Source organism: Brevundimonas subvibrioides ATCC 15264, assembly GCF_000144605.1.
Lineage (GTDB): Bacteria > Pseudomonadota > Alphaproteobacteria > Caulobacterales > Caulobacteraceae > Brevundimonas > Brevundimonas subvibrioides.
In genome coordinates, this window is the sequence record NC_014375.1 from 2,219,183 (window position 1) to 2,241,007 (window position 21,825).

At 68.2% G+C, this 21,825-nt stretch carries 25 protein-coding genes; 15 read left to right on the plus strand and 10 right to left on the minus strand.

The annotated features are described in order from the left end of the window. Positions 1 to 22: 22 nt before the first annotated feature. Complete coding sequence (locus tag BRESU_RS10985; protein ID WP_013269625.1) at positions 23 to 385, plus strand: VOC family protein; 363 nt, start codon at positions 23 to 25, stop codon at positions 383 to 385. Here the strand turns inward: BRESU_RS10985 and rnd are convergent, their stop codons facing one another. Next, a complete protein-coding gene (gene rnd / locus BRESU_RS10990) occupies positions 386 to 1,534 on the minus strand; it encodes a ribonuclease D (protein ID WP_013269626.1) in 1,149 nt (382 codons plus the stop codon). Between the two features lie 80 nt (positions 1,535 to 1,614). Here rnd and purM point away from each other — a divergent pair, with 80 nt between their 5' ends. From purM to BRESU_RS11010, 4 genes are all read left to right on the plus strand, one after another. After that, positions 1,615 to 2,646: a phosphoribosylformylglycinamidine cyclo-ligase gene (purM, locus tag BRESU_RS10995; protein ID WP_013269627.1), complete on the plus strand. Its 1,032-nt coding sequence runs from the start codon at positions 1,615 to 1,617 to the stop codon at positions 2,644 to 2,646. A gap of 1,070 nt (positions 2,647 to 3,716) precedes the next feature. After that, positions 3,717 to 5,090, plus strand: coding sequence for a M28 family metallopeptidase (locus BRESU_RS11000; RefSeq protein ID WP_013269628.1), 1,374 nt, complete (start codon positions 3,717 to 3,719; stop codon positions 5,088 to 5,090). 2 nt (positions 5,091 to 5,092) lie between these two features. Further along, positions 5,093 to 5,686 (plus strand): phosphoribosylglycinamide formyltransferase, encoded by a 594-nt coding sequence (gene purN, locus BRESU_RS11005; protein ID WP_013269629.1) that lies wholly within the window; start codon positions 5,093 to 5,095, stop codon positions 5,684 to 5,686. A gap of 89 nt (positions 5,687 to 5,775) precedes the next feature. After that, positions 5,776 to 7,836 carry a M13 family metallopeptidase gene (locus tag BRESU_RS11010; RefSeq protein ID WP_013269630.1) on the plus strand — a complete coding sequence of 687 codons (2,061 nt, stop codon included), beginning with the start codon at positions 5,776 to 5,778 and terminating at the stop codon, positions 7,834 to 7,836. A gap of 59 nt (positions 7,837 to 7,895) precedes the next feature. Here BRESU_RS11010 and BRESU_RS11015 read toward each other — a convergent pair whose 3' ends face one another. Beyond that, the gene (locus BRESU_RS11015; RefSeq protein ID WP_013269631.1) at positions 7,896 to 8,105 is read right to left on the minus strand and encodes a glycine zipper 2TM domain-containing protein; all 210 of its coding nucleotides are present in this window, start codon (positions 8,103 to 8,105) and stop codon (positions 7,896 to 7,898) included. A gap of 123 nt (positions 8,106 to 8,228) precedes the next feature. Continuing rightward, positions 8,229 to 8,648: a nucleoside-diphosphate kinase gene (ndk, locus tag BRESU_RS11020; protein ID WP_013269632.1), complete on the minus strand. Its 420-nt coding sequence runs from the start codon at positions 8,646 to 8,648 to the stop codon at positions 8,229 to 8,231. Between the two features lie 140 nt (positions 8,649 to 8,788). Between ndk and BRESU_RS11025 the strand changes: the two genes are divergently transcribed. The 5 genes from BRESU_RS11025 (at position 8,789) to BRESU_RS11045 (ending at position 12,625) form a co-directional block, all read left to right on the plus strand. Continuing rightward, positions 8,789 to 10,678 carry an ABC-F family ATP-binding cassette domain-containing protein gene (locus tag BRESU_RS11025; RefSeq protein ID WP_041761556.1) on the plus strand — a complete coding sequence of 630 codons (1,890 nt, stop codon included), beginning with the start codon at positions 8,789 to 8,791 and terminating at the stop codon, positions 10,676 to 10,678. After that, a complete protein-coding gene (locus BRESU_RS11030; RefSeq protein WP_013269634.1) occupies positions 10,675 to 10,926 on the plus strand; it encodes a DUF2164 domain-containing protein in 252 nt (83 codons plus the stop codon). The genes BRESU_RS11025 and BRESU_RS11030 overlap by 4 nt, the downstream gene beginning before the upstream one ends. Before the next feature lie 32 nt (positions 10,927 to 10,958). Continuing rightward, positions 10,959 to 11,153: a DUF2093 domain-containing protein gene (locus BRESU_RS11035; protein ID WP_013269635.1), complete on the plus strand. Its 195-nt coding sequence runs from the start codon at positions 10,959 to 10,961 to the stop codon at positions 11,151 to 11,153. Further along, on the plus strand, positions 11,150 to 12,013 hold the full coding sequence (locus BRESU_RS11040; protein ID WP_013269636.1) for a M23 family metallopeptidase: 864 nt from the start codon (positions 11,150 to 11,152) through the stop codon (positions 12,011 to 12,013). Before BRESU_RS11035 ends, BRESU_RS11040 begins: the two co-directional genes overlap by 4 nt. 84 nt (positions 12,014 to 12,097) lie before the next feature. Further along, positions 12,098 to 12,625, plus strand: coding sequence for a response regulator (locus BRESU_RS11045; RefSeq protein ID WP_013269637.1), 528 nt, complete (start codon positions 12,098 to 12,100; stop codon positions 12,623 to 12,625). Here the strand turns inward: BRESU_RS11045 and BRESU_RS11050 are convergent. Together BRESU_RS11050 and BRESU_RS11055 are read right to left on the minus strand one after the other, a co-directional pair. After that, positions 12,601 to 13,542, minus strand: a complete 942-nt coding sequence (locus tag BRESU_RS11050) for a lysophospholipid acyltransferase family protein (RefSeq protein WP_013269638.1) — start codon at positions 13,540 to 13,542, stop codon at positions 12,601 to 12,603. The genes BRESU_RS11045 and BRESU_RS11050 overlap by 25 nt on opposite strands. Further along, positions 13,517 to 14,287: an SDR family NAD(P)-dependent oxidoreductase gene (locus BRESU_RS11055; protein ID WP_013269639.1), complete on the minus strand. Its 771-nt coding sequence runs from the start codon at positions 14,285 to 14,287 to the stop codon at positions 13,517 to 13,519. Before BRESU_RS11055 ends, BRESU_RS11050 begins: the two co-directional genes overlap by 26 nt. Before the next feature lie 110 nt (positions 14,288 to 14,397). Here BRESU_RS11055 and tipF point away from each other — a divergent pair, with 110 nt between their 5' ends. Continuing rightward, a complete protein-coding gene (gene tipF, locus BRESU_RS11060) occupies positions 14,398 to 15,672 on the plus strand; it encodes a flagella assembly cyclic-di-GMP phosphodiesterase TipF (protein WP_013269640.1) in 1,275 nt (424 codons plus the stop codon). 3 nt (positions 15,673 to 15,675) lie between these two features. Here tipF and BRESU_RS11065 read toward each other — a convergent pair whose 3' ends face one another. From BRESU_RS11065 to lspA, 4 genes are all read right to left on the minus strand, one after another. Next, positions 15,676 to 16,038, minus strand: a complete 363-nt coding sequence (locus BRESU_RS11065; protein WP_013269641.1) for a DUF4440 domain-containing protein — start codon at positions 16,036 to 16,038, stop codon at positions 15,676 to 15,678. Between the two features lie 264 nt (positions 16,039 to 16,302). Further along, a complete protein-coding gene (locus BRESU_RS11070) occupies positions 16,303 to 16,761 on the minus strand; it encodes a PaaI family thioesterase (RefSeq protein ID WP_013269642.1) in 459 nt (152 codons plus the stop codon). A gap of 149 nt (positions 16,762 to 16,910) precedes the next feature. Further along, positions 16,911 to 17,477 carry a DUF3035 domain-containing protein gene (locus BRESU_RS11075; RefSeq protein WP_013269643.1) on the minus strand — a complete coding sequence of 189 codons (567 nt, stop codon included), beginning with the start codon at positions 17,475 to 17,477 and terminating at the stop codon, positions 16,911 to 16,913. A gap of 69 nt (positions 17,478 to 17,546) precedes the next feature. Continuing rightward, on the minus strand, positions 17,547 to 18,053 hold the full coding sequence (gene lspA / locus BRESU_RS11080) for a signal peptidase II (protein WP_013269644.1): 507 nt from the start codon (positions 18,051 to 18,053) through the stop codon (positions 17,547 to 17,549). A gap of 78 nt (positions 18,054 to 18,131) precedes the next feature. On the opposite strand from lspA, the gene BRESU_RS11085 reads away from it, so the two are divergent. The 4 genes from BRESU_RS11085 to BRESU_RS17420 all read left to right on the plus strand — a co-directional run bounded on the left by BRESU_RS11085 (position 18,132) and on the right by BRESU_RS17420 (position 21,109). Next, positions 18,132 to 19,001, plus strand: coding sequence for a TIGR01459 family HAD-type hydrolase (locus BRESU_RS11085; protein ID WP_013269645.1), 870 nt, complete (start codon positions 18,132 to 18,134; stop codon positions 18,999 to 19,001). Positions 19,002 to 19,039: 38 nt separating this feature from the next. Next, a complete protein-coding gene (locus tag BRESU_RS11090) occupies positions 19,040 to 19,495 on the plus strand; it encodes a MaoC family dehydratase (RefSeq protein WP_013269646.1) in 456 nt (151 codons plus the stop codon). Positions 19,496 to 19,505: 10 nt separating this feature from the next. Next, positions 19,506 to 20,453: a bifunctional riboflavin kinase/FAD synthetase gene (locus BRESU_RS11095; protein ID WP_013269647.1), complete on the plus strand. Its 948-nt coding sequence runs from the start codon at positions 19,506 to 19,508 to the stop codon at positions 20,451 to 20,453. Positions 20,454 to 20,779: 326 nt separating this feature from the next. Further along, positions 20,780 to 21,109: a hypothetical protein gene (locus BRESU_RS17420; protein WP_156796152.1), complete on the plus strand. Its 330-nt coding sequence runs from the start codon at positions 20,780 to 20,782 to the stop codon at positions 21,107 to 21,109. A gap of 7 nt (positions 21,110 to 21,116) precedes the next feature. On the opposite strand, the gene BRESU_RS11105 is transcribed toward BRESU_RS17420, so the two are convergent. After that, positions 21,117 to 21,701, minus strand: coding sequence for a YqhG/Tai3 family protein (locus BRESU_RS11105; protein ID WP_013269649.1), 585 nt, complete (start codon positions 21,699 to 21,701; stop codon positions 21,117 to 21,119). Between the last annotated feature and the right edge of the window lie 124 nt (positions 21,702 to 21,825).

The window sequence follows — 21,825 nt, forward strand, 5'->3', positions numbered from 1 at the left end:
GCCGCTTCATCAGGGGGACGACATGGCGGTCACAGGCATCGGCGGCTTCTTTTTCCGCTCCAGCGATCCCCAGGCCCTCGCGGCCTGGTACCTGACGCACCTCGGCGTCGGCGCGCCCGAGGGCCAGTTCCTGTGGGACCAGCAGGCCGGACCGACCGTCTTCGCGCCCTTCAAGGCCGACAGCGACTATTTCGCCGCCGACAAGGGCTGGATGCTCAATCTGCGGGTCGACGACCTGGACGGGCTGACGGCCAGCCTCGCCGCCGCCGGCATCGAGGTCATCACCAAACCGGAATGGAACGCCTCGGCCGAAGTCGGACGCTTCGCCCGCATCCACGATCCCGAGGGCAACCCCATCGAGCTGTGGCAGCCCCCGGCGTCCTGACTATTCGATCTCGACAACCTCGACCCGCGCGCCGTTCAGCACCAGGGCCAGCTCGCCGCGCTTGAGCTTCAGTGCGTCCTCGCCGAACAGCTGACGCCGCCAGCCCTTGAGCGCATCCACGTCCGCGGCGTCCGACAGGGCGATCTTCTCCAGGTCGGCCACATTGGCGATCAGCTTGGAGGCGACGCCCGCGTTGTCGCTCTTGGCCTTCAGCAGCACCTTCAGCAGTTCCACGACCGACGGCGGCGCGGGCTGGTTGTGGGCCGGGCGATCCATCTTCGGGGCATGGGCCTCGGGGTCCAGCATGACCCGCTTCAGGGTCTCGGCCAGCTCCAGCCCGAGGCGCGATCCCCCAAACCCCTTCGGCACGGACCGTAGCCGGTTGAAGGCCTCGACGTCGGTCGGGACCTGGGTCGCGATCTCGTCGATGGCCTCGTCCTTCAGGATACGCCCGCGCGGCTGGTCGCGATCCTGCGCCGCCTGCTCGCGCCACACCGCCGTCGCCTTGAAGGCGGCGAGGTATTTCGCGTTGTACTTCTTGGGCTTCAGCCGCTTCCACGCCTTGTCGGGGGTGGTGTCGTAGAGCTCCGGATTGACCAGATCCTCCATCTCCGACGTCACCCAGTCCAGCCGCCCCTCGCGCGCCAGCCGGTCGCGCAGCTTCGGATACAGCGCCGCCAGATGGGTCACGTCCCCGATCGCATAGGTCAGCTGCGCGTCGGACAGGGGCCGGCGCGACCAGTCGGTAAACCGGCTGCCCTTGTCGAGATCGATCTTGAGCATCTGGCGGACCAGACCGTCGTAGGCGACCTGATCGCCGAACCCGGCCGCCATCGCCGCGACCTGGGTGTCGAACATCGGCTTGGGCATGGCGCCCAGCTTGACGAAGATCTCGGTGTCCTGACGCGCCGCGTGGAACACCTTCACGATCGCGGGATCGCGCAGGATGTCGAGGAAGGGCGTCAGGTCCAGACCGTCCGCCTGGGGATCGATGATCGCCTCATGCGTCGGCGTCGCGGCCTGGATCAGGCACAGCTTGGGCCAGTAGGTCGTCTCTCGCATGAACTCGGTGTCGACTGCGATGAACGGGGCGCTCGCGACATCGGAACAGAATTGAACCAGCGCGTCATTGGTGGTGATCGGCGTCATTGAAATGCTATAGCCCCCCGCAACGCCGTCGTGGCAAGTGCCGCGACCATATTTCCGCACCGAATCCAGGCCTGTGAGCGATGAGCGACACTTCCGACACGCAAAACGACGGCCTGACCTATGCCGATGCAGGCGTGGACATCGACGCCGGCGACATGCTGGTCGAGCATATCAAGCCGCTGGCGAAGTCGACTCGCCGCCCCGGCGCGGAAGCCGCCCTGGGCGGATTCGGGGCCCTGTTCGACCTGAAGGCGGCGGGCTTCGTCGATCCCCTGATCGTCGCCACGACCGACGGCGTGGGCACAAAGTTGAAGATCGCCATCGAGACCGGTCGCCACGACGGCGTCGGCATCGACCTGGTCGCCATGTGCGTCAACGACCTTCTGGCCCAGGGGGCCGAGCCGCTGGTCTTCCTCGACTACTACGCCACCGGCAAGCTGGAGATCGACGCCGCCCGCCGCGTCGTCTCGGGCATCGCCGAGGGCTGCCGTCAGGCCGGGTGCGCCCTCGTCGGCGGCGAGACGGCCGAGATGCCGGGCATGTATTCCGGCGGCGACTACGACCTCGCGGGCTTTTCGCTCGGCGCGCTGGAACGCGGCCACGCCCTGCCCCGGCTGGACCTGCAGAACACCGGCGACCTGATCATCGGCCTGGCCTCGTCCGGCCCGCACTCCAACGGCTATTCCCTGATCCGAAAGGTGGTGGAGCGTTCCGGCCTGTCGTGGGGCGACGACGCGCCCTTCGCCCGCGACCGCTCGCTGGCCCAGGCCCTGATGGAGCCGACGCGCATCTATGTGAAGTCCGTCCTGCCGCTGATGAAGGCCGGGCTGATCAAGGGCGGGGCCCACATCACGGGCGGCGGTCTGATCGAGAACCCCCCGCGCTGTCTGGCCGAGGGCCTGACGGCCTCCTTCGACTGGGACGCCTGGCCTGTGCCGCCCGTGTTCCAGTGGCTGGCCGAGGTCGGCGGCATCAGCGACCACGAGATGCGCCGCACCTTCAACTGCGGCATCGGCTTCATCCTCGTCGTCGCCCCGGAAAACGCCGAGGAGGTCCTGGCCGGCCTGCTGGAGGCCGGCGAGGCGGCCTTCGTCTGCGGCCAGCTGGTCTGAGCACCCTCTCCCGGCGGGAGAGGGCACATGGATGTCGGGCAGACGTCGCGTCGGTGATGACACCCTGTCCAGACGCCTGAAGCTGAGCGTTCCAACGTCAGTTGAGGGTGGCTAACGGACGTTCCATTCTGGGCGGCTGGCACTTCGTCGAAGCAAAACGAAGCCAGCAACAGGGCACACGGCGATTGCAGTGACCATCCCGATTGAGATGGCAATAATCGAAATGTCCGAACTTGAGGCGTGTGGCCCATGCGATTTCAAAAAACTCAGCAGACAGAGGTAGACAAAGGGCAGGCTGCCGGAGGCGGCGCATCCCAACGCGGGAAGGAGGCGTCTCTGCCTAGTCCCGGCTAGGGCGGACGCTATCAATCCAGCGAGCGTTGCGGCCCATCCGAATCCGAAGGCGTAGATGTAGAAGGATATTAGGGCTCCATCATCCCAGAGTAGGCCGCTTGAGTTCATATTCGCGCCATATCCATGGGCTCGACGCTAAGGCGAGAGGCCATACGCTGCAACGTCCGCTATGGGTCGGAATCGGTCATCGATTCCAGACCGGGAAGCGGACTTTCTCGTCCACCCAGTCCATCTTGGACCGGCATTCAGCATGGCCCTCCAAGGCCTACAATGCGCCGCCTGATCCAACGACCGGACAGCATCGCAAACGCGTTCGTCACCAAAAGCGAGCCAGGTAGCACGCGGATCACCCCTGCGTCCGATTCTGACGTAGCGACGTGCCAGACTGAGGCCATGTGCCCGAACGACCAGAGCAATCCGAGGTCCGCGCCCGTGTCGATCGCCTTGCCGGGCGTGCCATCCACGCGACGGGAGTCCAACGGGGTGCAATTTGCGCCGATCCAGAACGACGGGAGTGATGCGAACGATTTCAATACGATCAGGGACTTTCCGCATATCAGGTCCAAACAATTGGACTCGTTGCACCCGGTTTTTTTCGAGTCCAATCCGCAGACATCTCGCGCTCGACCCCGCCCTTTCACGCCGGAACGGCCCTTTCAAACCCCCTCCCACTGACGGAAGGAAGGCGTTAGGCTCCCGCCAAACCGGAGTCCCGCATGCGTCTGATTGCCCTCGCCGCCCTTCTCGCCCTTCCGGCTGTCGCCCACGCCCAGACGGCCGCGGCTCCCGAACAGCCGCTGCTGCATGAGGTGGTGTCCCAGGTCGAGCCCGACCGCATGCGCGCCGACATCACCGCCATGGTCGGGTTCGGCACCCGCCACACCATGTCGGACACCGTCTCCGAGACCCGCGGCATCGGGGCGGCCCGGCGCTGGACCGAGCGCCAGTTCCGCGCCATGGGCGAGGCCTGCGGGGGCTGTCTGGAAATCGCCCTGCCGGCCGAGACCGTCACCGGGACGCGGGTCCCCACCCCGACAGAGGTGGTCAACGTCCTGGCCATCCAGCGCGGCACGGGCGACCCCAACCGCGTCATCATCATCTCGGGCCACATCGACAGCCGCGTCACCGACGTGATGAACTTCACGGCCGACGCACCGGGCGCCAACGACGACGCATCCGGCGTCGCCGCCGTGCTGGAGGCGGCCCGGGTGCTGTCGCAGCACCGGTTCGACGCGACCTTGGTCTATGCCGTCCTGTCGGGCGAGGAGCAGGGCCTGTATGGCGGCAAGATCCTGGCGGACTACGCCAAGGCCCAGGGCTGGGTCGTCGAGGCCAATCTGAACAACGACATCGTGGGCAACTCGGAAGGCCAGTACGGCATCCGCGACACCACCCGCGTCCGGGTCTTCTCGGAAGGCACCAAGACGGTCGAAACCGCCGCCCAGACCGACCGCCGGCGCTACAACGGCGGCGAGCTCGATTCCTCGTCGCGCAACCTGGGCCGCTATGTCGACGGCATCGCCGACCGCTATCTGACGAACTTCGACGTCGAGATGGTCTATCGCACCGACCGTTTCGGACGCGGCGGCGATCAGGTCGAGATGCTGCGCGCCGGCTTCCCGGCCGTCCGTATCTCCGAAGGGGCCGAGAACTACGACCGCCAGCATCAGGACCTGCGCACCGAGAACGGCGTCGAATACGGCGACACTCTCGAGGGCGTCGACTTCGCCTATCTGGGCCAGGTCGCCCGGCTCAACATCGCGACCATGGCGGCCCTGGCCTCGGCCCCCATGGTGCCGTCCGGCGTGACGATCGAGGGGGCGGTCAAGCCGGACACGACCCTGAGCTGGACCGCCGTCCCGGGGGCCGCCGGCTACCGCGTCTGGTGGCGCTCCACGACCGCGCCGCAGTGGACCAACAGCCGCTGGGCCGGCGACGCGACCCGGCTGGTGCTGGTCGGCGTGCCGATCGACGACTACTTCTTCGGCGTCTCGGCGGTGTCCGACGACGGCTATGAAAGCCCGGTCGTCTTCCCGGGCCCGGCCGGGGCCTTCGTCTCGGTCGGCGATCCGCCCGCTCGGTCCAACTGACGATGGTCGACCCTTCCGGCCGCGTCCGCGTGGCCATCCTGATCTCCGGCGGCGGCTCCAACATGGCCGCCCTGATCGACGCGGCCGCCCCGGCCGATGCGCCCTATGAGGTCGTGCTGGTCCTGTCGAACGACCCCGAAGCGGGCGGTCTCGCGGTCGCCCGGTCCAAGGGCGTTCATGCCGTCGCCATCGATCACCGGCCCTTCGGCAAGGACCGCGCGACCCACGAGGCGTCCCTCCAGGCCGAGCTCGACGCCGCATCGGTCCAGGTCGTCGCCCTGGCCGGCTATATGCGCGTCCTGACCCCCTGGCTCGTCGGCCGCTGGGCCGGGCGGATGATCAACATCCACCCCAGTCTGCTGCCGAAATATCCGGGCCTCGACACCCATGCCCGCGCCATCGCGGCGGGCGACAGCGAGGCCGGCTGCACGATCCACATCGTCACCGACGGCGTGGACGAGGGCCCGATCCTGGCACAGACGCAGGTTCCCATCGTCCCGGGCGACACGCCGGCCAGCCTCGCCCAGCGGGTGCTCGAGGCCGAACATGCCCTCTACCCCCGGGCCCTGGCCGATTTCTGCCGAACGCTGGATTAGAAGTTCGTAATCTGCGCGGTTTCGGCGCGACAGACCCCGCAACCCGCGACAGTGTCCGTTCCGACATCTTCACCCGTCGGGACGCCCCCATGCTGAAACTCCGCCTGCTCGCCTGCGCCGCCTCGGCCGCGCTGTTCGTCGCCGTGCCCGCCCTCGCCCAGACCGCGCCGGTGGCCGTCGAGATCCCGTCCCAGGACCAGGCCGAGATCGGCGTCTTCGGCTTCGACCTGAACGGCATGGACACCTCGGTTTCGCCGGGGGCCGACTTCAACCGCTACGCCAGCGGGACCTATCTGGCCAACACCCCGATCCCCGACGACAAGACCTCCTACGGCGTGTTCGACATGCTGTACGACCGGTCCCAGGCCAATCTGCGCGCCCTGGTCGACGAGAGCGCCGCCAACCCGACCGCCAGCCCCGACGCCCAGCGCATCGGCACCCTGTACGGCGACTTCATGGACGAGGCGAAGGTCAACCAGCTGGGGGCCACGCCGCTCCAGGCCGATCTGGACGAAGTCCGCGCCGCCGATACCCGCGAGAAGCTGGCCGCCCTGATGGGCCGCACCCAGTCCGGGTTCGGGGCCAGCCTGTTCGGGATCCAGACGTTCGAGGACCTGAAAGACCCCGACAAGGTCTCGGCCTATGTGACCCAGGGCGGCCTCGGCATGCCCGATCGCGACTACTATCTCGAAGACAGCTTCGCGACCCAGAAGGCGGCCTATCTGGCCTACGTCACCAAGGCCCTGGAGCTCGCCGGCTGGTCCGACCCGGCCGGCAACGCCGAAAAGATCCTCGCCTTTGAGACCGCCATCGCCGGCGAACACTGGACCCAGGTCCAGAACCGCCAGATCGACAAGATCTACAACCCGACCACCCTGGCCGACCTGGCCACCGCCGCCCCCGGCTTCGACTGGGCGGGCTGGGCGCAGGGTGCCGGCGTGCAGGACGTCCCGGTCCTGATCGCGGCCAACAACACCGCCTTCCCGGGCATGGCGCGCATCTTCGCCGAGACCCCGATCGAGACGCTTCAGGCGTGGGAGGCCTTCCACATCGTGGATCAGGCCGGCCCGTATCTGTCGCAGGCCTTCGTCGACAACCGGTTCGACTTCTACGGCAAGGTCCTGAGCGGCCAGCCGGAGAACCGGCCCCGCTGGAAACGCGGCGTCACCCTGGTCGATGGATCGCTGGGGGAGTCGCTCGGCCGGGAATATGTCTCCCGCCACTTCGCCGCCGAGTCCAAGGCCCAGATGGAGGCGCTCGTCGCCAATCTGATGGTCGCGATGCGGGGCCGCATCGAGCGGATCGACTGGATGAGCGACGCGACCAAGGAACAGGCGCTCTACAAGCTGGCCCATTTCGGCGTGAAGATCGGCTATCCGGAGCAGTGGCGCAGCTATGAGGGGCTAAACCTCGTTCCGGGCGATCTCTACGGCAACGTCGAACGGACCTCGGCCTTCGAGTGGCAGTGGAACCTGGGCAAGCTCCAACGCCCGGTCGATCCGCTGGAATGGGGCATGACGCCCCAGACGGTGAACGCCTACTACAACCCGCCGCGCAACGAGATCGTCTTCCCGGCCGCCATCCTCCAGGCTCCGTTCTTCGATCCGCGCGCCGATCCGGCGGTGAACTACGGCGGCATCGGTGCCGTAATCGGCCACGAGATCACCCACGGCTTCGACGACCAGGGCCGCAAGACCGACGGCGACGGCGTGCTGCGCGACTGGTGGACCGCCGAGGACGCCGCCCGGTTCGAGGCGCGCGCCGCCGTTCTGGGGGCCCAGTACTCCGCCCTGAGCCCCGTCGAGGGGGCCAACGTCAACGGCGACCTGACGATGGGCGAGAACATCGCCGACATGGGCGGCCTGCTGCTGGCGCTCGACGCCTATCACCTGTCGCTGAACGGCCAGCCCGCCCCTGTGCTGAACGGCCTGACCGGTGACCAGCGCGTCTTCCTCGGCTGGGCCCAGGTGTGGCGCGAGAACGCCCGCGACGAGGCCCTGCGCCAGCAGGTGACGGTGGACCCGCATTCGCCGGCGGCCTTCCGGGCCGGGGCGACGGTGCGCAACATCGACGCCTGGTACGACGCCTTCGGGGTCAAGCCCGGGGACGAGCAGTACCTGGCCCCCGACGCCCGCGCCCGCATCTGGTAGGCCGACACGAAGAAGGCCCCGGATCGCTCCGGGGCCTTCAGTCTTTCAGGCGCGAACGATCAGTTCGGGCGGCGCGGCGTGGTCGCGGCGCCGACAGCGGCACCGGCGACGGCTCCGCCCACGGTGGCCGTGGTGTTGCCACCGATGGCCTGACCGGCGACCGCGCCGCCGATGGCGCCCGTCGCGGCGCGTTGTTCCATGGTCGTGCCGCAGGCGGCCAGCAGGGCCATGGCACCAACCAGCGGCGTCATCTTCAGGATCGTCTTCATTGGGTCTCTCCGGATTGGCGGATCGCCATAGTGGAGGCCAAACGAAACGACCCGCCTCCGGTTCCGGAGACGGGTCGTTCCTGAAAGGTCGCCAACGCTCGCCGCTCGAGCGAGCGGGTGCGCTTAACCGACGATCTGGTCGTCCGTGAAGAACTGGGCGATCTCGATGCCGGCGTTCTCGACCGAGTCCGAACCGTGGACCGAGTTCTCGCCGATCGACAGGGCGAACTGCTTGCGGATGGTGCCGTCGGCGGCGTCCTTCGGGTTCGTCGCGCCCATGACTTCGCGGTACTTGGCGACGGCGCCATCGGCTTCCAGAACCTGCACGACGACGGGCTCGGCCGTCATCTGGCCGACCAGTTCGCCGTAGAAGGGACGCTCGGCGTGCACTTCGTAGAATTTCTTGGCCTGATCTTCGGTCAGGTGCACGCGACGCTGGGCGACGATGCGCAGGCCGGCGGCCTCGATCACCGCGTTGATCGCGCCGGTCAGGTTGCGGCGCGTGGCGTCGGGCTTGATGATCGAGAAGGTACGTTCGGTCATGGAGAGACTTCTTGTTGGGAGATTGAGGGTCGCGGGCTTATAGACGCGGCCTCCCCGGTTTCCAACCACTCCTTCTTTGTGTCCCTAACGCTCGGCACGCGCTGCCTCGCTGCTTGAGGGACGAGGTTCTCGTCTTCGCCATGCTCCAGATCACCAACCTGACGTTCAACGCCTGGGGCCGCCAGTTTCTGGACGACGCCTCGGTCAGCCTGCCGCCGGGCTCCAAGGTCGGGCTGGTCGGCCGCAACGGCATCGGCAAGTCGACCCTGTTCAAGATCATCCTCGGCGAACTGGCCGGCAATGGCGATGAGGTGTCCCTCCCCCGCACCGCCCGCATCGGCTCGGTCGACCAGGAGCACCCGGCCACCCCCGTCAGCGTGATCGAGACGATCCTGGAGGCCGACACCGAACGCCACGAGCTGCTGGCCCGGCTGGAAACCGCCGAGCCCGAGGAGATGGGCGAGATCTGGACCCGGCTGATCGAGATCGACGCCGACGGGGCCCCCTCGCGCGCGGCCGAAATCCTCGCCGGCCTCGGCTTCGACCACGAGAACCAGCAGCGGCCGATGTCGGAGTTCTCCGGCGGCTGGCGCATGCGCGTGGCCCTGGCGGCCGCCCTGTTCGCCCAGCCCGACATGCTGCTGCTGGACGAACCCACCAACTATCTCGATCTGGAAGGCGCGCTGTGGCTCGAGGCCCGGCTGAAGAAATACCCCGCGACGGCCCTGATCATCTCCCACGACCGCGAGATGCTGAACGAGGTCTGCACCCACATCCTGCACCTGGCGAACCGCAAGCTCGAGATCTACACCGGCAACTACGACCAGTTCGAACAGGCCCGCGCCGAAAAGGCCCGCCTGCAGCTGTCGGCCAAGGCCAAGCAGGACGCCGAGCGCGCCCACCTCCAGGCCTTCGTCGACCGGTTCAAGGCCAAGGCCTCCAAGGCCGCCCAGGCCCAGTCCCGGATGAAGCGTCTGGCCAAGATGCAGCCGGTCTCGACCACGATCGAGGAACGCGTCGCCCCCTTCACCCTGCCCTCGCCGCCGCGTCCTCTCGCCCCGCCCCTGATCCGGCTGGAACGCGCCAATGTCGGCTATGAGGCCGGCCGTTCGATCCTGAAGAACCTGAACCTGCGCATGGATCTGGATGACCGGATCGGCCTGCTGGGCGTCAACGGCGCGGGCAAGTCGACCTTCGCCAAGATGATCGCCGGTGCCCTCAACGTCTCGGACGGCGAGCTGCACCGCGACCGCAAGATGCGGGTGGGCTGGTTCCACCAGCACCAGATCGAGGCCATGGACCCGACTGACACGCCGCTGGAGATCATCCGCCGCGCCATGCCGGATGCCCCCGAGAGCGCCCGTCGGTCCAAGCTCGCCCAGTTCGGCCTGAACTACGAGAAGCAGGAAACGACCGTCGCCAGCCTGTCCGGCGGCGAGCGCGCGCGCCTGCTGCTGAACATGGTGGCCATGGACGCGCCCCACGTCCTGATCCTCGACGAACCGACCAACCACCTGGACATCGACAGCCGCCGCGCCCTGCTGGACGCGCTGAACGACTACAGCGGCGCCGTTATCCTCATCACCCACGACCGTTCGCTGATGGAGATGGTCGCCGACCGGCTGTGGCTGGCCGCCGACGGCACGGTGAAGCCCTTCGACGGCGACATGGACGACTACGCCAAATTCGTCCTCGACCGCGCCAAGCGCGACGCCGTGAAGCCCAGCCAGGTCAAGAAGGAAGAGGCCGCGCCCGCTGCGGCCGCACCCGCAGCCAAGCCGCAGCAGAAGCAGAAGGGGGGACCGTCCCCGTCCACGCTGCGCCACGCCGTCAAGAAGGCCGAGGAACGCGTCGTCGCCCTGACGGCCGAGATCGCCCGCATCGACGACGACCTCGCCAACGCCGCCGTCTCCAACCCGAAGGCGCTCGAGGGCCTGACCCGGGCGCGCGCGAAGACCCAGGCCGACCTCGAGGCTGCCGAAGCCGCCTGGATGTCGGCGGAGGAAACCCTGGCCGAGGTCACCGCATGAAGCCGATCGTCTTTTCGAAGGAAGAGACCGCCGACCTCGCCCCGCGCCTCCAGGCCTTCCTGCGTGACGAACTGGACGTGGAGGTCGGTGCGCTGCAGGCCTCGATGCTGCTGGACTTCATGGCCCGCGACCTGGGCCACGGCATCTACAATCGCGGCCTGTACGACGCCCAGGCCCTGATCGCGGGCAAGATCGAGGAACTGGCCGACGCCGTCTTCGCTCTGGAACAGCGCCCGCCGGCGCGATAGCCAGCCGGTGCCGATAACGTTAAGCTGACCCCATGAACGCGACCCCGATCCCTGCGACCCTCCACTATGGCGACGGCGAGTTCGCCGTTCTGAAGCCGGGTCCCTTCGTGCTGTGCGCCGTGTCCGGCCGGGCCATTCCGCTCGAGACGCTGCGCTACTGGTCCGCCGAACGGCAGGAGGCCTATTTCAGCCCCGCCGAAGCCCTGAGCCGCTTCGTCGAGGCATGATCCCCTCGCGCCGCGGCCTCGTCCTGGGCGCGGGCGCCACGGTCCTGTCCAGCCCGGCCCTGTCGCGTCAGCGACCTGAGGATCTCGTACTGTCCGGCCGCCTGATCCAGGGCGGCTTCGTCATGGGCCGGACCTGGCCGCGCGCCATGATCTTCGTGAACGGCGAGGCCCTGACCACGGCATCCGCCCGGGGCGTCTTCATCATCGGGTTCGACCGCGATGCGGCTCCGTATGTGCAGCTGGAGGCCCGCTTCCGGAACCGGAGGGCGCACCGTACCCTGTCGATCGTGTCAGGCGCCTTCCCCTCGTCGCGGATCAATGGCCTGCCGCCCTCTACGGTCGAGCCGACCGACCCGGCCCTGCTGGAACGGATCCAGCAAGAGATCGCGCTGAAGACCGAGGGCTTCGCCAGCCGCGCCGATGCGGACGACTTCCGAGCTGGCTTCATCTGGCCCCTGGACCGCTACCGCGTCACCAGCCGGTGGGGCTCGCAGCGCATCCTGAACGGCACGCCCGCGCGCCCGCACTACGGCATCGATCTGGCCGCGCCGGCCGGGTCGCCGATCCGCGCGCCGGCGGATGGCCTGGTCACCTTCGCCCGGCCCGGCATGCATTTCGAAGGCGGGCTGACGCTGATCGATCACGGACAGGGGCTGATCACCGCCTATCTGCATCAGTCCCGCATCGATGTCCTGCCGACCCAGAGAATCAGGCGCGGCGACGTCATCGGCGCGGTCGGCATGACCGGTCGCGCGACGGGTCCGCACCTCTGCTGGCGCATGAAATGGCGCGATCGGAACTGCGATCCATCATTGATGGTCGCTCAGTCGGCGACGGAAACCGGTTACCCCTACGCCTGACGTGTCACCGGCATGGACCCTTCGCCGGTTTGGCCTTACGTAATTGCACGTGTCCGCCCTCGCGCGGGGTCTCCTCCCGGTCCCATGTCCGCCCTTCAGTCCATCAACATCCTGCTGGTCGACGACAATCAGCACATGCGCGCGATCACGTCGGCGATCCTGCAATCGGCCGGTATCCGCAACATCCGCGAGGTGTCCGACGGCGCGATGGCCCTGGACGCCCTGCGTACGCACGCGGTGGATCTGGCGATCGTCGACTTCAACATGTTCCCGCTGGACGGCGTGGAGTTCACCCGGCTGGTCCGCAACAGCGCCGACAGCACCAACCCCTACCTGCCCATCATCATGATGACGGGCCATTCCGAGAAGTCGCGCGTCTATGAGGCGCGCGATGCGGGCGTGACGGAATTCGTGGTCAAACCGATCACCGCCAAGGCGGTGTTCGACCGGATCCAGGCCGTCATCATGCGGCCCCGCCCCTTCGTGAAGACCGAGGACTATTTCGGGCCCGACCGTCGTCGAACCGCGTCTCCCGGCTATGTGGGCCCCAGACGCCGCTCGACCGATGCGGTCGAGGAGACGGTCGCCTACTCGGGCTCGAGCGCGGCGTAGACCCGGTCCGGCCACCGGCGGTGGACCCAGAACCAGTCGACCGGATTTTCCCGAACCCGATCCTCGACGAAGCGCGTGATCTCCTGCACGCCGCGCGCGATATCGGCCTGCCGGTCGCCGGTCGACACCACCTCGATCGGCTCGTGGGCCGTCACCCGGAACCGGACTCCGGGCAGACGGACGACCGACATCGGCTGGATTACCGTCCCAAACCGCAGCGCCAGACGCGTCGGGCCCGGCGCGGCATTCACCGGCTGGCCGAAGAATGTCACCTCGGGGCCTTCTGAAAACTTCTGGTCGTTCATCAGGGCGACGCTCTCTCCGCGCGCCATGCCCGCCAGCAGCTCGCGGGCCCCGTCGCCGCCCTTGGGCGCGAACAGTTTGACGCCATAGCGCGCCCGCGCCGCCCGGATCTGGGCGTCGACGTAGGGGTTGTTGGCCGCGCGATAGGTGACCTGGACCGGCACCCCGCTGGCCACCAGCACGGCCGCCATCGTCTCGATATTGGCCATATGCCCGGACACGAAGACCACGGGCCGTCCGGCCTGGCGGATCGCCTCCAGGCGCTCGGCCCCGACGACGTCGATCCGGCCCGACGCGGGCGTCAGCTGGTCCATCACGGCCGTCTCGGCGAAGGTCCGGCCCGTCTGTTCCCACTGCTCGACGGCCAGTCGCTGCCGATCGCCCGGGCTCATCTCCGGAAAGGCGATGCGCAGGTTGCGCAGGACGACGCGGTGCGTGCTGACGCGCGGACCCAGCGTCCGGAGCAGCCATCCGCCCAGATTCGAGGCCGCCTCCAGACCGATCAGCCGCATCAGCCCGATGAAGCCCGCGAAGGCCACGGCCTCCAGACGCCAGATCAGGTCCTGCCCCAGACCGACCTTGTCGTCGTCACCAGGCAATGGTGATCCCGCCATCCACGACCAGCGTCTGGCCCGTCATATAGGAGGACGCCGGCGACGACAGATAGACGGCCGCCCCCGCGATCTCGTCTGGCTGGCCGATGCGGCGCAGCGGCGCGGGGTCGGTGGCGACCTTCAGGATCTCGGGGTTCTCCCACAGGTATTTGGCGAAGTCGGTCTGCACCAGGCCCGGGGCGATGCAGTTGACCCGCACGTTCGACGGTCCCCACTCCACGGCCAGGTTCCGGACCAGCTGCATGTCGGCGGCCTTGGAGATGTTGTAGGCCCCGATCAGGGCGTTGCCGCGTAGGCCGCCGATCGACGACACCACGGTGATGGCCCCGTCCTTCCGCTCCAGCATCTGCGGCGCGACCATCTGGATCAGCCAGTGGTTGGACACCACGTTGTTCTGCAGGATCTTGTTGAACTGGTCGTCCGAGATGCCGGCCATCGGACCCGCATAGGGGTTGGAGGCGGCATTGCAGATCAGGATGTCGATCTGGCCCCAGGCGGCATTGGTCTCGTCCACCAGGCGCTGCAGGTCCTCCTTCGAGGCGATGTTGGCCGGAATGGCGATGGCCCGGCCCTCGCCGTGCTTCGCGTTGATCGCGGCCGCGACCTCGTCGCACGGCCCGGCCTTGCGCGAGGAGATGACGACCTTCGCCCCGTGCTCAGCCAGCCGCTCGGCGATCGCCTTGCCGATGCCCTTGGACGAGCCGGTGATGATGGCGACCTTGCCGGTCAGATCGAACAGTTCCATGCGTATCCCCTGATTTCGGCGCGGTTTCTTTGGACCACGCCCTAGCTGTTTGGACCTGATACCCTGATACTCGACCGATTCCATCCGGGAAGACGGACAACCCCGTTCCCATGCGCGCACTGACCAACGGTTTCCTGTTCTTCGGCTACGTCTTCCTGGCGATGACGGTCGGTGCCTTCCTGTGGCGGGCGGGGCTGGGCGTCGGCGCGGGTGCGGCCGGGACCTTCGGCATGCTGGGCGTGCTGGGGGCGGCCCATGCCATCCTTACCGGCATTTCCGAGCGCAAGGCGCTGCGCGCCGAGATCGGCACGGTCCGCGAGGCGCACCGCCTGCTGGCCGACGCCATGGAACAGACCCAGAGCGCCCTGGGCGACCTCGCCACTGCCATTGAAGCCGGGGCCCTGACCCGCACCGAGGAACTGACCGGCGAGGTCCGCATGCTGGAAGACCTGATCCAGCAGATGAGCGTCTCCATCGACCAGCGCCTAAAGGTCGCGCCTTTGGTGGCTCCCGACAGCGTCGAGGCCCGCCGCCATCAGCAGTCGAACCTGCTGCTGAAGACCGTCCACGACGCGCTGAGCGAAAACCGGGTCGACCTGTATCTCCAGCCCGTCGTCACCCTGCCCCAGCGCCGGACCGTCTTCTACGAAAGCTTCACCCGCCTGCGCGATTCGTCCGACCGGGTCATGATGCCCGCCGAATACCTGTCGATCGCCGAGGGCGAGGGCCTGGTCCCCGCCATCGACAACCTGCTGCTGTTCCGCTGCGCCCAGATCGTGCGCCGGCTGGCGCGCCAGGACCGCAAGGTCGGGGTCTTCTGCAATGTCGCCCTGTCGTCGCTGGGCGACGAGACCTTCTTCCCCCAGTTCCTGGCCTTCCTGTCGGAGAACCGCGACCTGAAGGAGGCCCTGATCTTCGAGCTGGGCCAGGCCACCTTCGACGCGCGCGGTGCGGTCGAGGCCCGCAACATGGCCAAGCTGGCCGATCTCGGCTTCCGCTTCTCGATCGACAAGGTCCAGACGCTGGATCTGGACTTCAACGACCTGCAGCGCTCGGACGTAAAGTTCGTCAAGGTCGCCGCCGACCTGCTGATCGAACAGCTGCTCGACCTGGACGGCGGCTCGCCCATCCCGTCTCTGCGCGACATCCAGGCGGCCGACTTCGCCCAGTTGACCCGCCGCTACGGCATCGAGGTCATCGCCGAGAAATGCGAGAACGAGCGCCAGATCGTCGACATCCTCGAACTCGACATCTCGATGGGCCAGGGCCACCTGTTCGGCGAGCCCCGGGCCATCAAGGAAGCCGTCCTGGCGGAGACCGACCCGCCGGCGGACTTCGTCCGCTCGACGCTGATCTCGGCCGAGAAGCGGCGACGCTTCGCCTGACCCCTATTCGCCGAGGGCGATGGGCGGCGTCTGCTGATGCTGGACGACCGTCCAGACCTCATGCTCGACCCGGCGATAGGTCGAGGTGCACCAGGCCGTGTACTCGCCGGCGTCGGCCCTGGACGCCGTGACGTGATAGGCCACGACGATCAGACCCTCCTGCGGCCGCGTCACGCGCCGGTCGCTCATTTCCACCTTGGTCCAGCGCGGCGTGTGGATGACGGCGTCGATCGCCTCGGCACCGCCCAGGACATAGGGGGCCGTCGGCACGACCATCAGGCACTCGGCGTCGATCGCCTCGCGATAGTGGTCGGCGTCGGCCGTCCACAGGCTCTCCTCGAAGGCCCAGACGCGTGAATCTTCCATGGCTCGTCTCCTGTTGTCAGGAGAGGCGAATGCCCCGGCACAGGTCGCGTTCCGCGCGAGGACAGAGGGTCGCGGCCGCTGTGACCGATATTGACGCAGGTCTGGTTCAGGATGGCGCCGAGACCGGTCTTCGACATCACGATTGCGGCCCGCGCACCTGGACAGTCCAGGGAAAGTCCAACGCGAGTCCAGCCGGAAGCCCCCGCCATCCCTGGGGAAATTACAAATCTGGACTCCCTGGACTCGGGCTTGCCGGAGTCCAGATCACGCCGGGGGCGTCAGCTCCATGACCAGACAGGTCGACGTCGCCGTGGCGTAGAGCTTGCCGTCCAGCCCCCGCAGGTCCGCCTCGGCGAACCCCGCCCGGCGCCCCAACTGGACGATACGGCCTTCCGCCTTGACCGGCACGCCCTCGGTCAGGGCCCGGTGGAAGACGGTCTTGATCTCCAGCGTCGTATAGGCCTGCCCCGCCTTCAGCATCGAATGGACGGCGCAGGCGCAGGCCGAGTCCAGCAGCGTCGCCATCCACCCCCCGTGGACCGTCCCGATCGGGTTGTAGACCGCCCGCGTCGGCGTCCCCTCGAACACGACCCGCCCCTCCTCGACCTCGATCAGGGCATAGTCGAGCGTCCTGGCGATGGGGGCCGCATTCTCCTCGCCCTGGAAGGCCAGCCGCAACTGCTCCACGCCGGTCAGATGGGTGAGCGACAGGATACTGGTCATTGTTCCTCCCCCATCGGGGGAGGGGGACCGCAGCGCGCTTGCGCTGGGGTGGAGGGGGCAGGCCCCGGACACCCCATTGGCGGTGAGCCCCCTCCGTCACGGCGCAAAGACGTGCCGCGCCACCTCCCCCGGCGGGGGAGGATTAAGTCTTAAAGCCCCGGCAGCTTGAACCCGCCGCTGCGGCGCGGCGCGATCACGATCTGCGACTGGGTGCCCGTCAGGGCCTGCAGCCGAGCATTCTCGCTGGCGGCGTCGATGGTCACGGCACCGCTGGCCGTTTCAGTCTGGGTTGGTGCCTGGGTCGAGGCATCGTCACGACGCCAGAACAGGATGCGGTTGGCGAAGCTGGTTTCCTTGTGCGCCAGATCGCCGAACTCGTCGTCGACGACATAGCGGGCCAGCGGGTCGGCACGGTCCGCGCCGGCGGCGCTGACGAGGGCGGTCTCGCCGGCCGAACGGGTCACGGCCTGACGCTGACCCAGCAGGATCTGGCGCGCGGCGCTCTCGGGGGCCAGTTCCTGGGGCCGGGGCTGGCCGGGTGCCGGCGGACGCAGGCCGTACTCCGGCGGCACGGTCAGGGGGGCGGACGACACCGTCAGGAACTCGTCCGGCACGACCTTGGTCAGGCCGATGGACTGGCGGACCGAGCCACAGGCGGTCAGGGCGACGGCCGAGACGGCGATCAGGGACACGGTCGAAAGGCGGGCGATGCTCATGGTTCGATTCGGCTCCGGCGCGGCGAACGCGCCCAGGTCACTCAGTTGCAGGCACGAAAGAGCCGCTGATTACGCCTTTTCGTGGGCCACGCCAACGGCGGCCTTCCGTTCCGAACGGATGCTGTCCAGAATCAGCAGGCAGACCCCGATCGTGATCGCGCTGTCGGCGATGTTGAACACCCAGGGAAACAGGCCGGTCCCGGAAAAATCGATGAAGTCCACCACATAGCCGAACCGGATCCGGTCGATCGCATTGCCGACCGCCCCGCCGATGACCAGGCCGATCGCCGCCACCAGGGTCCGGCGCTGCGCCTGCAGCGCCCACCACGCCAGACCGGCCGCGACGATCAGCGAGAAGACCGACAGCGCCCACCGCGCGGCACCCCCGCCGAACAGGCCGAAGCTGACGCCCGTGTTCTCGACATAGGAAAAGTTCAGGATCGGGTCGGCGATCAGCACCCGGCCCACTTCGCGCAGGCTCAGCCCGGTCAGGATCCAGGCCTTCGACAACTGGTCCAGCACGATGACGACGAGCGCAAAGCCGTAGGCCGCCCAGGCGATACGAGGAATTTTCATGCGCGTCCGGTTAGCAGGCCGACGCGTCCGCGCCAAACCCTCCTTCACGCATTCTCCCGGAACGGGTAGTCAGCGCCCATGACCCTGCCCCACGCCCTGCCTGCCCTGTCCGCCGTCGTCGCCGACTATGACGTCCTGCTGTGCGACGTCTGGGGCGTGATCCACAACGGCCGCGAAAGCTGGCCGGAGGCCTGCGAGGCCCTGACCCGGTTCAACGCCCAGGGCGGCCAGGTCGTCCTTATCTCCAACTCGCCGCGCCCGGCCTCCGACGTGATCGCCCAGCTGGACGCCCTCGGCGTGCCCCGCGACAGCTGGAAGGCCTTCGTCACCTCCGGCGACGCCACGCGCATGGAACTGGCGAAACGCGCCCCCGGCCCGGCCTGGATCATCGGCCCGGACCGCGACGACACCCTGTATGAAGGCCTCGATCTCGTCCGCGCCGCCGGCCCCGCCGACGCCGCCTTCCTGTCCGTCACCGGCATGATCGACGACGAGACCGAGACGCCGGAGGACTATCGGACCGCGCTGTCCGACGCCGCCGCGCGCGACCTCGAGCTGATCTGCGCCAACCCCGACCGGATCGTCCAGCGGGGCGACAGGATCATCTACTGCGGCGGAGCCCTGGCGGACCTCTACGAATCGATGGGCGGTCGCGTGACCATGGCCGGCAAGCCCTACGGACCGATCTACGCCCTGGCCCTGGCCGAGGCCGAGCGCCTGCTGGGACGCCCCGTCGACCGCTCGCGCGTGCTGTGCATCGGCGACGGTGTCATCACCGACGTGCTGGGCGCGAATCGCCAGGCGCTCGACTGCCTGTTCATCGCCCAGGGCATCCACGGCGACGCCGCACGGGGCGACGACGGCACCCTCGATCCGGCGCGCGCCGCAGCCCTGCTGACCGCCGAGACGGCCTATGCGCGCTATGCGGCGCTGGACCTCAAATGGTAGTCCTCGCCAAACCCCGAAACGCCCGCTAACACCGCCCGATGACTACCGGACCACACCCCTCGGGCGGCTATATCCTTGAAGAGCTTTCACCCGGGATGGTGGCGGTCAAGGACGTGACGGTCACCGAAGATCGCATCCAGCAGTTCGCCGAGGCCTCGGACGACTTCAATCCCGTGCATATGGACGAGGCCTTCGCCTCGAAGACCGCCTATCGCGGCCGCATCGCCCACGGCCTGCTCAGCGCCTCGTTCGGATCGGCCGTCGTCGGCACGATCCTGCCGGGGGCCGGCGCCATCTACCTCAGCCAGACGCTGTCCTTCCACAAGCCGGTCCGGATCGGCGACGTCGTCCGCGCCCAGATCACGGTCGCCGCCGTCGATCAGGAATCGGCGCGCGTGACCCTGCGCACCGAGGGCTATGTCGGCGAGGACTGCATCATGGAGGGCGAGGCCATCGTGCGCGTCCCCCGTCGCCGCCGTCCCGCCAAGGCCTGACCGGGGCGTCGTGCCGACCGAGATCATCACCGGCTGGGCGGATATGGCCCCGGCGTCACGCGGGGCCGCCGCCGCGCTCGGAGCCTTCGACGGCGTCCACCGCGGCCACCAGGCGGTCATCGCCTCCGCCCGACAGGCAGCCGATCGCCTGCAATGCCCCCTCGCCGTGGTCAGCTTCGACCCTCACCCGCGTCGCTGGTTCCAGCCCGATGCGGCCCCCTTCCGCCTGATGACGCCCGGCCAGATGGCGCGCGCGCTGGAGCCGCTGGGGGTGGCGCGTCTGCATCTGCTGCCGTTCGATGCCGAGATGGCCGCGATGACCGATACGGCGTTCGCCCGGCGCGTCCTCTGCGAGGGTCTGGGCCTGAAACACGCCGCCGTCGGCTTCGACTTCACCTACGGCAAGGGACGGACGGGATCGCCCGACGCCCTCGCCAAGGCCGGCGCCGACCTCGGCTTCAGCGTCTCGGTCACCAACCGGATCGACGACATCGGCGGGCTGAAACTGTCGTCCAGCGCTGTCCGTGAGGCCCTGCATGCCGGCGACATGGCCCGGGCCGCCGCGATCCTCGGGCGTCCGTTCGCCATCGAGGGCGAGGTGGTCCACGGCGAAAAGCGTGGCCGCACCATCGGCGTGCCCACCGCCAACGTCCGCCTCGGCGACTACATGCGCCCGGCCTACGGCGTCTACGCCACCCGGACCCGCCTGCCGGACGGCCGCGTCATCGACGGCGTCGCCAACCTGGGCGTACGGCCGATGTTCGAGATCGTCGAGCCCCTGCTGGAGGTCTGGCTGTTCGACTTCGCGGAGGAGCTTTACGGCCAGGTCGTCGAGACGGAGCTGGTCGCCCTGCTGCGCGGCGAGATGAATTTCGACGGTCTGGACGCCCTCAAGACCCAGATCGACAGCGACGCCGGGATGGCTAGAATCGTCCTGAACGGGGGAGACTCAGCATGAAAACTGACCGGCCCGCCCTGCGTGCGGTTTCCAGGCTGATCCTGGCTGCCGTCCTCAGCACCTCCCTGTCCGGCTGCGTGACCGGCGTCGTGATGGCCGCCGCCTCCCTTGACCGGGCTCGCCAGGAACGCGAGGCGCAAAGGCTCAGCCGGCCCGCCCCGCGCGAGTACGCCTGGGCGACAGCGCCGGGCGTCAGGGTCACGGGAAGCGTCCGACTTTCGACACCCGGGACCCGGTCCGTTCCCGGGGGTGGCGGGCCGCGCGAAGTCCTCACCTGCGAAGGACATCGGGTTCGCCTCATACCCGACACGCCTCATTCTCGTTTCGTGCTGGAGTCGGAGTACGGCCTTTGGGTCGCGCCGGGCGGCTTTTGGCGGAACGGCGTCATTCCGCTTGTCTGGGAATGGCCGTCCGTATCGGCCTCCGACGTTCGCGAGACACGCTGCACGACGGACGGAGCCTTCACCTTTGCGAACGTCCCGGACGGCGAGTGGCTGATCATGGCCGAGATCGATGCGCCGTCCGACGACGGCGGCGAGAGCGTCACCGATACCGTGCTAAGGGCCGTCACCGTGCAGGGCCGCGGCCAGCCCGTCCATCTCGACGTCCGGTTCGGCGGCAACGACGACGCCTCTGGCGCTATCCAGCGCCACTGATCAGGCCTTAGCCCGCCGCTTCGGCGACCTTCATCAGCATGTCGTGCAGGGACTCCTCGGTTCCGAACGCGATGTCGTCGACCTTCCAGTTGACGCCCTCGCGGACCAGTTTCAGCGTCGCGTCCTTCTGCTCGCCCGCGTTGGTGAACAGAACCGTGGCCTGGGCCGTGTTCACGTCCGCCTGGGCCACGGCCATGGAATCGAGCGTGAAGACGCCCTGGTCCTGGCAGCCGCAGATCGGGTCATAGTTGAGATTCGGGACTTCGCCGTTCGCGGCGCGGAAGTCGGCCCCGATCAGGGCATTCAGCGTGCGCGAGTACAGGGGCTCCTGTCCGGGCGCGGGCTGTTCGCCCTTGGGTCCGCCGGCGACATACTGGGCGTACAGCGCCCGCACGAAGGGCTCCGGACCCTCGCTCTGCGCCGCGTAGACGGCCTCGCGCGTCCCGGATCCGACCGGCAGGCCGGTGGTCGCGACACCGGCGGAGCCAGATGCCGAAGCGTCCGCCTCCGGCGTGACCTCATCGCCGCTTGAGCAGGCCGACAGAGCCAATGCGGCGGCCGAGAGAAGGACGAGACCGGAGATGGAGCGCATGCGAACGACCCTCGATGATGCGACGAACCGGCGGATCCGCGTCGCCTGAAACCCGTGTTAGCGGATGCCGCCGCTTTTCCCAGCCCCCGCACCCTGATAGGACCCTGTCATGCACAGGCGGTCG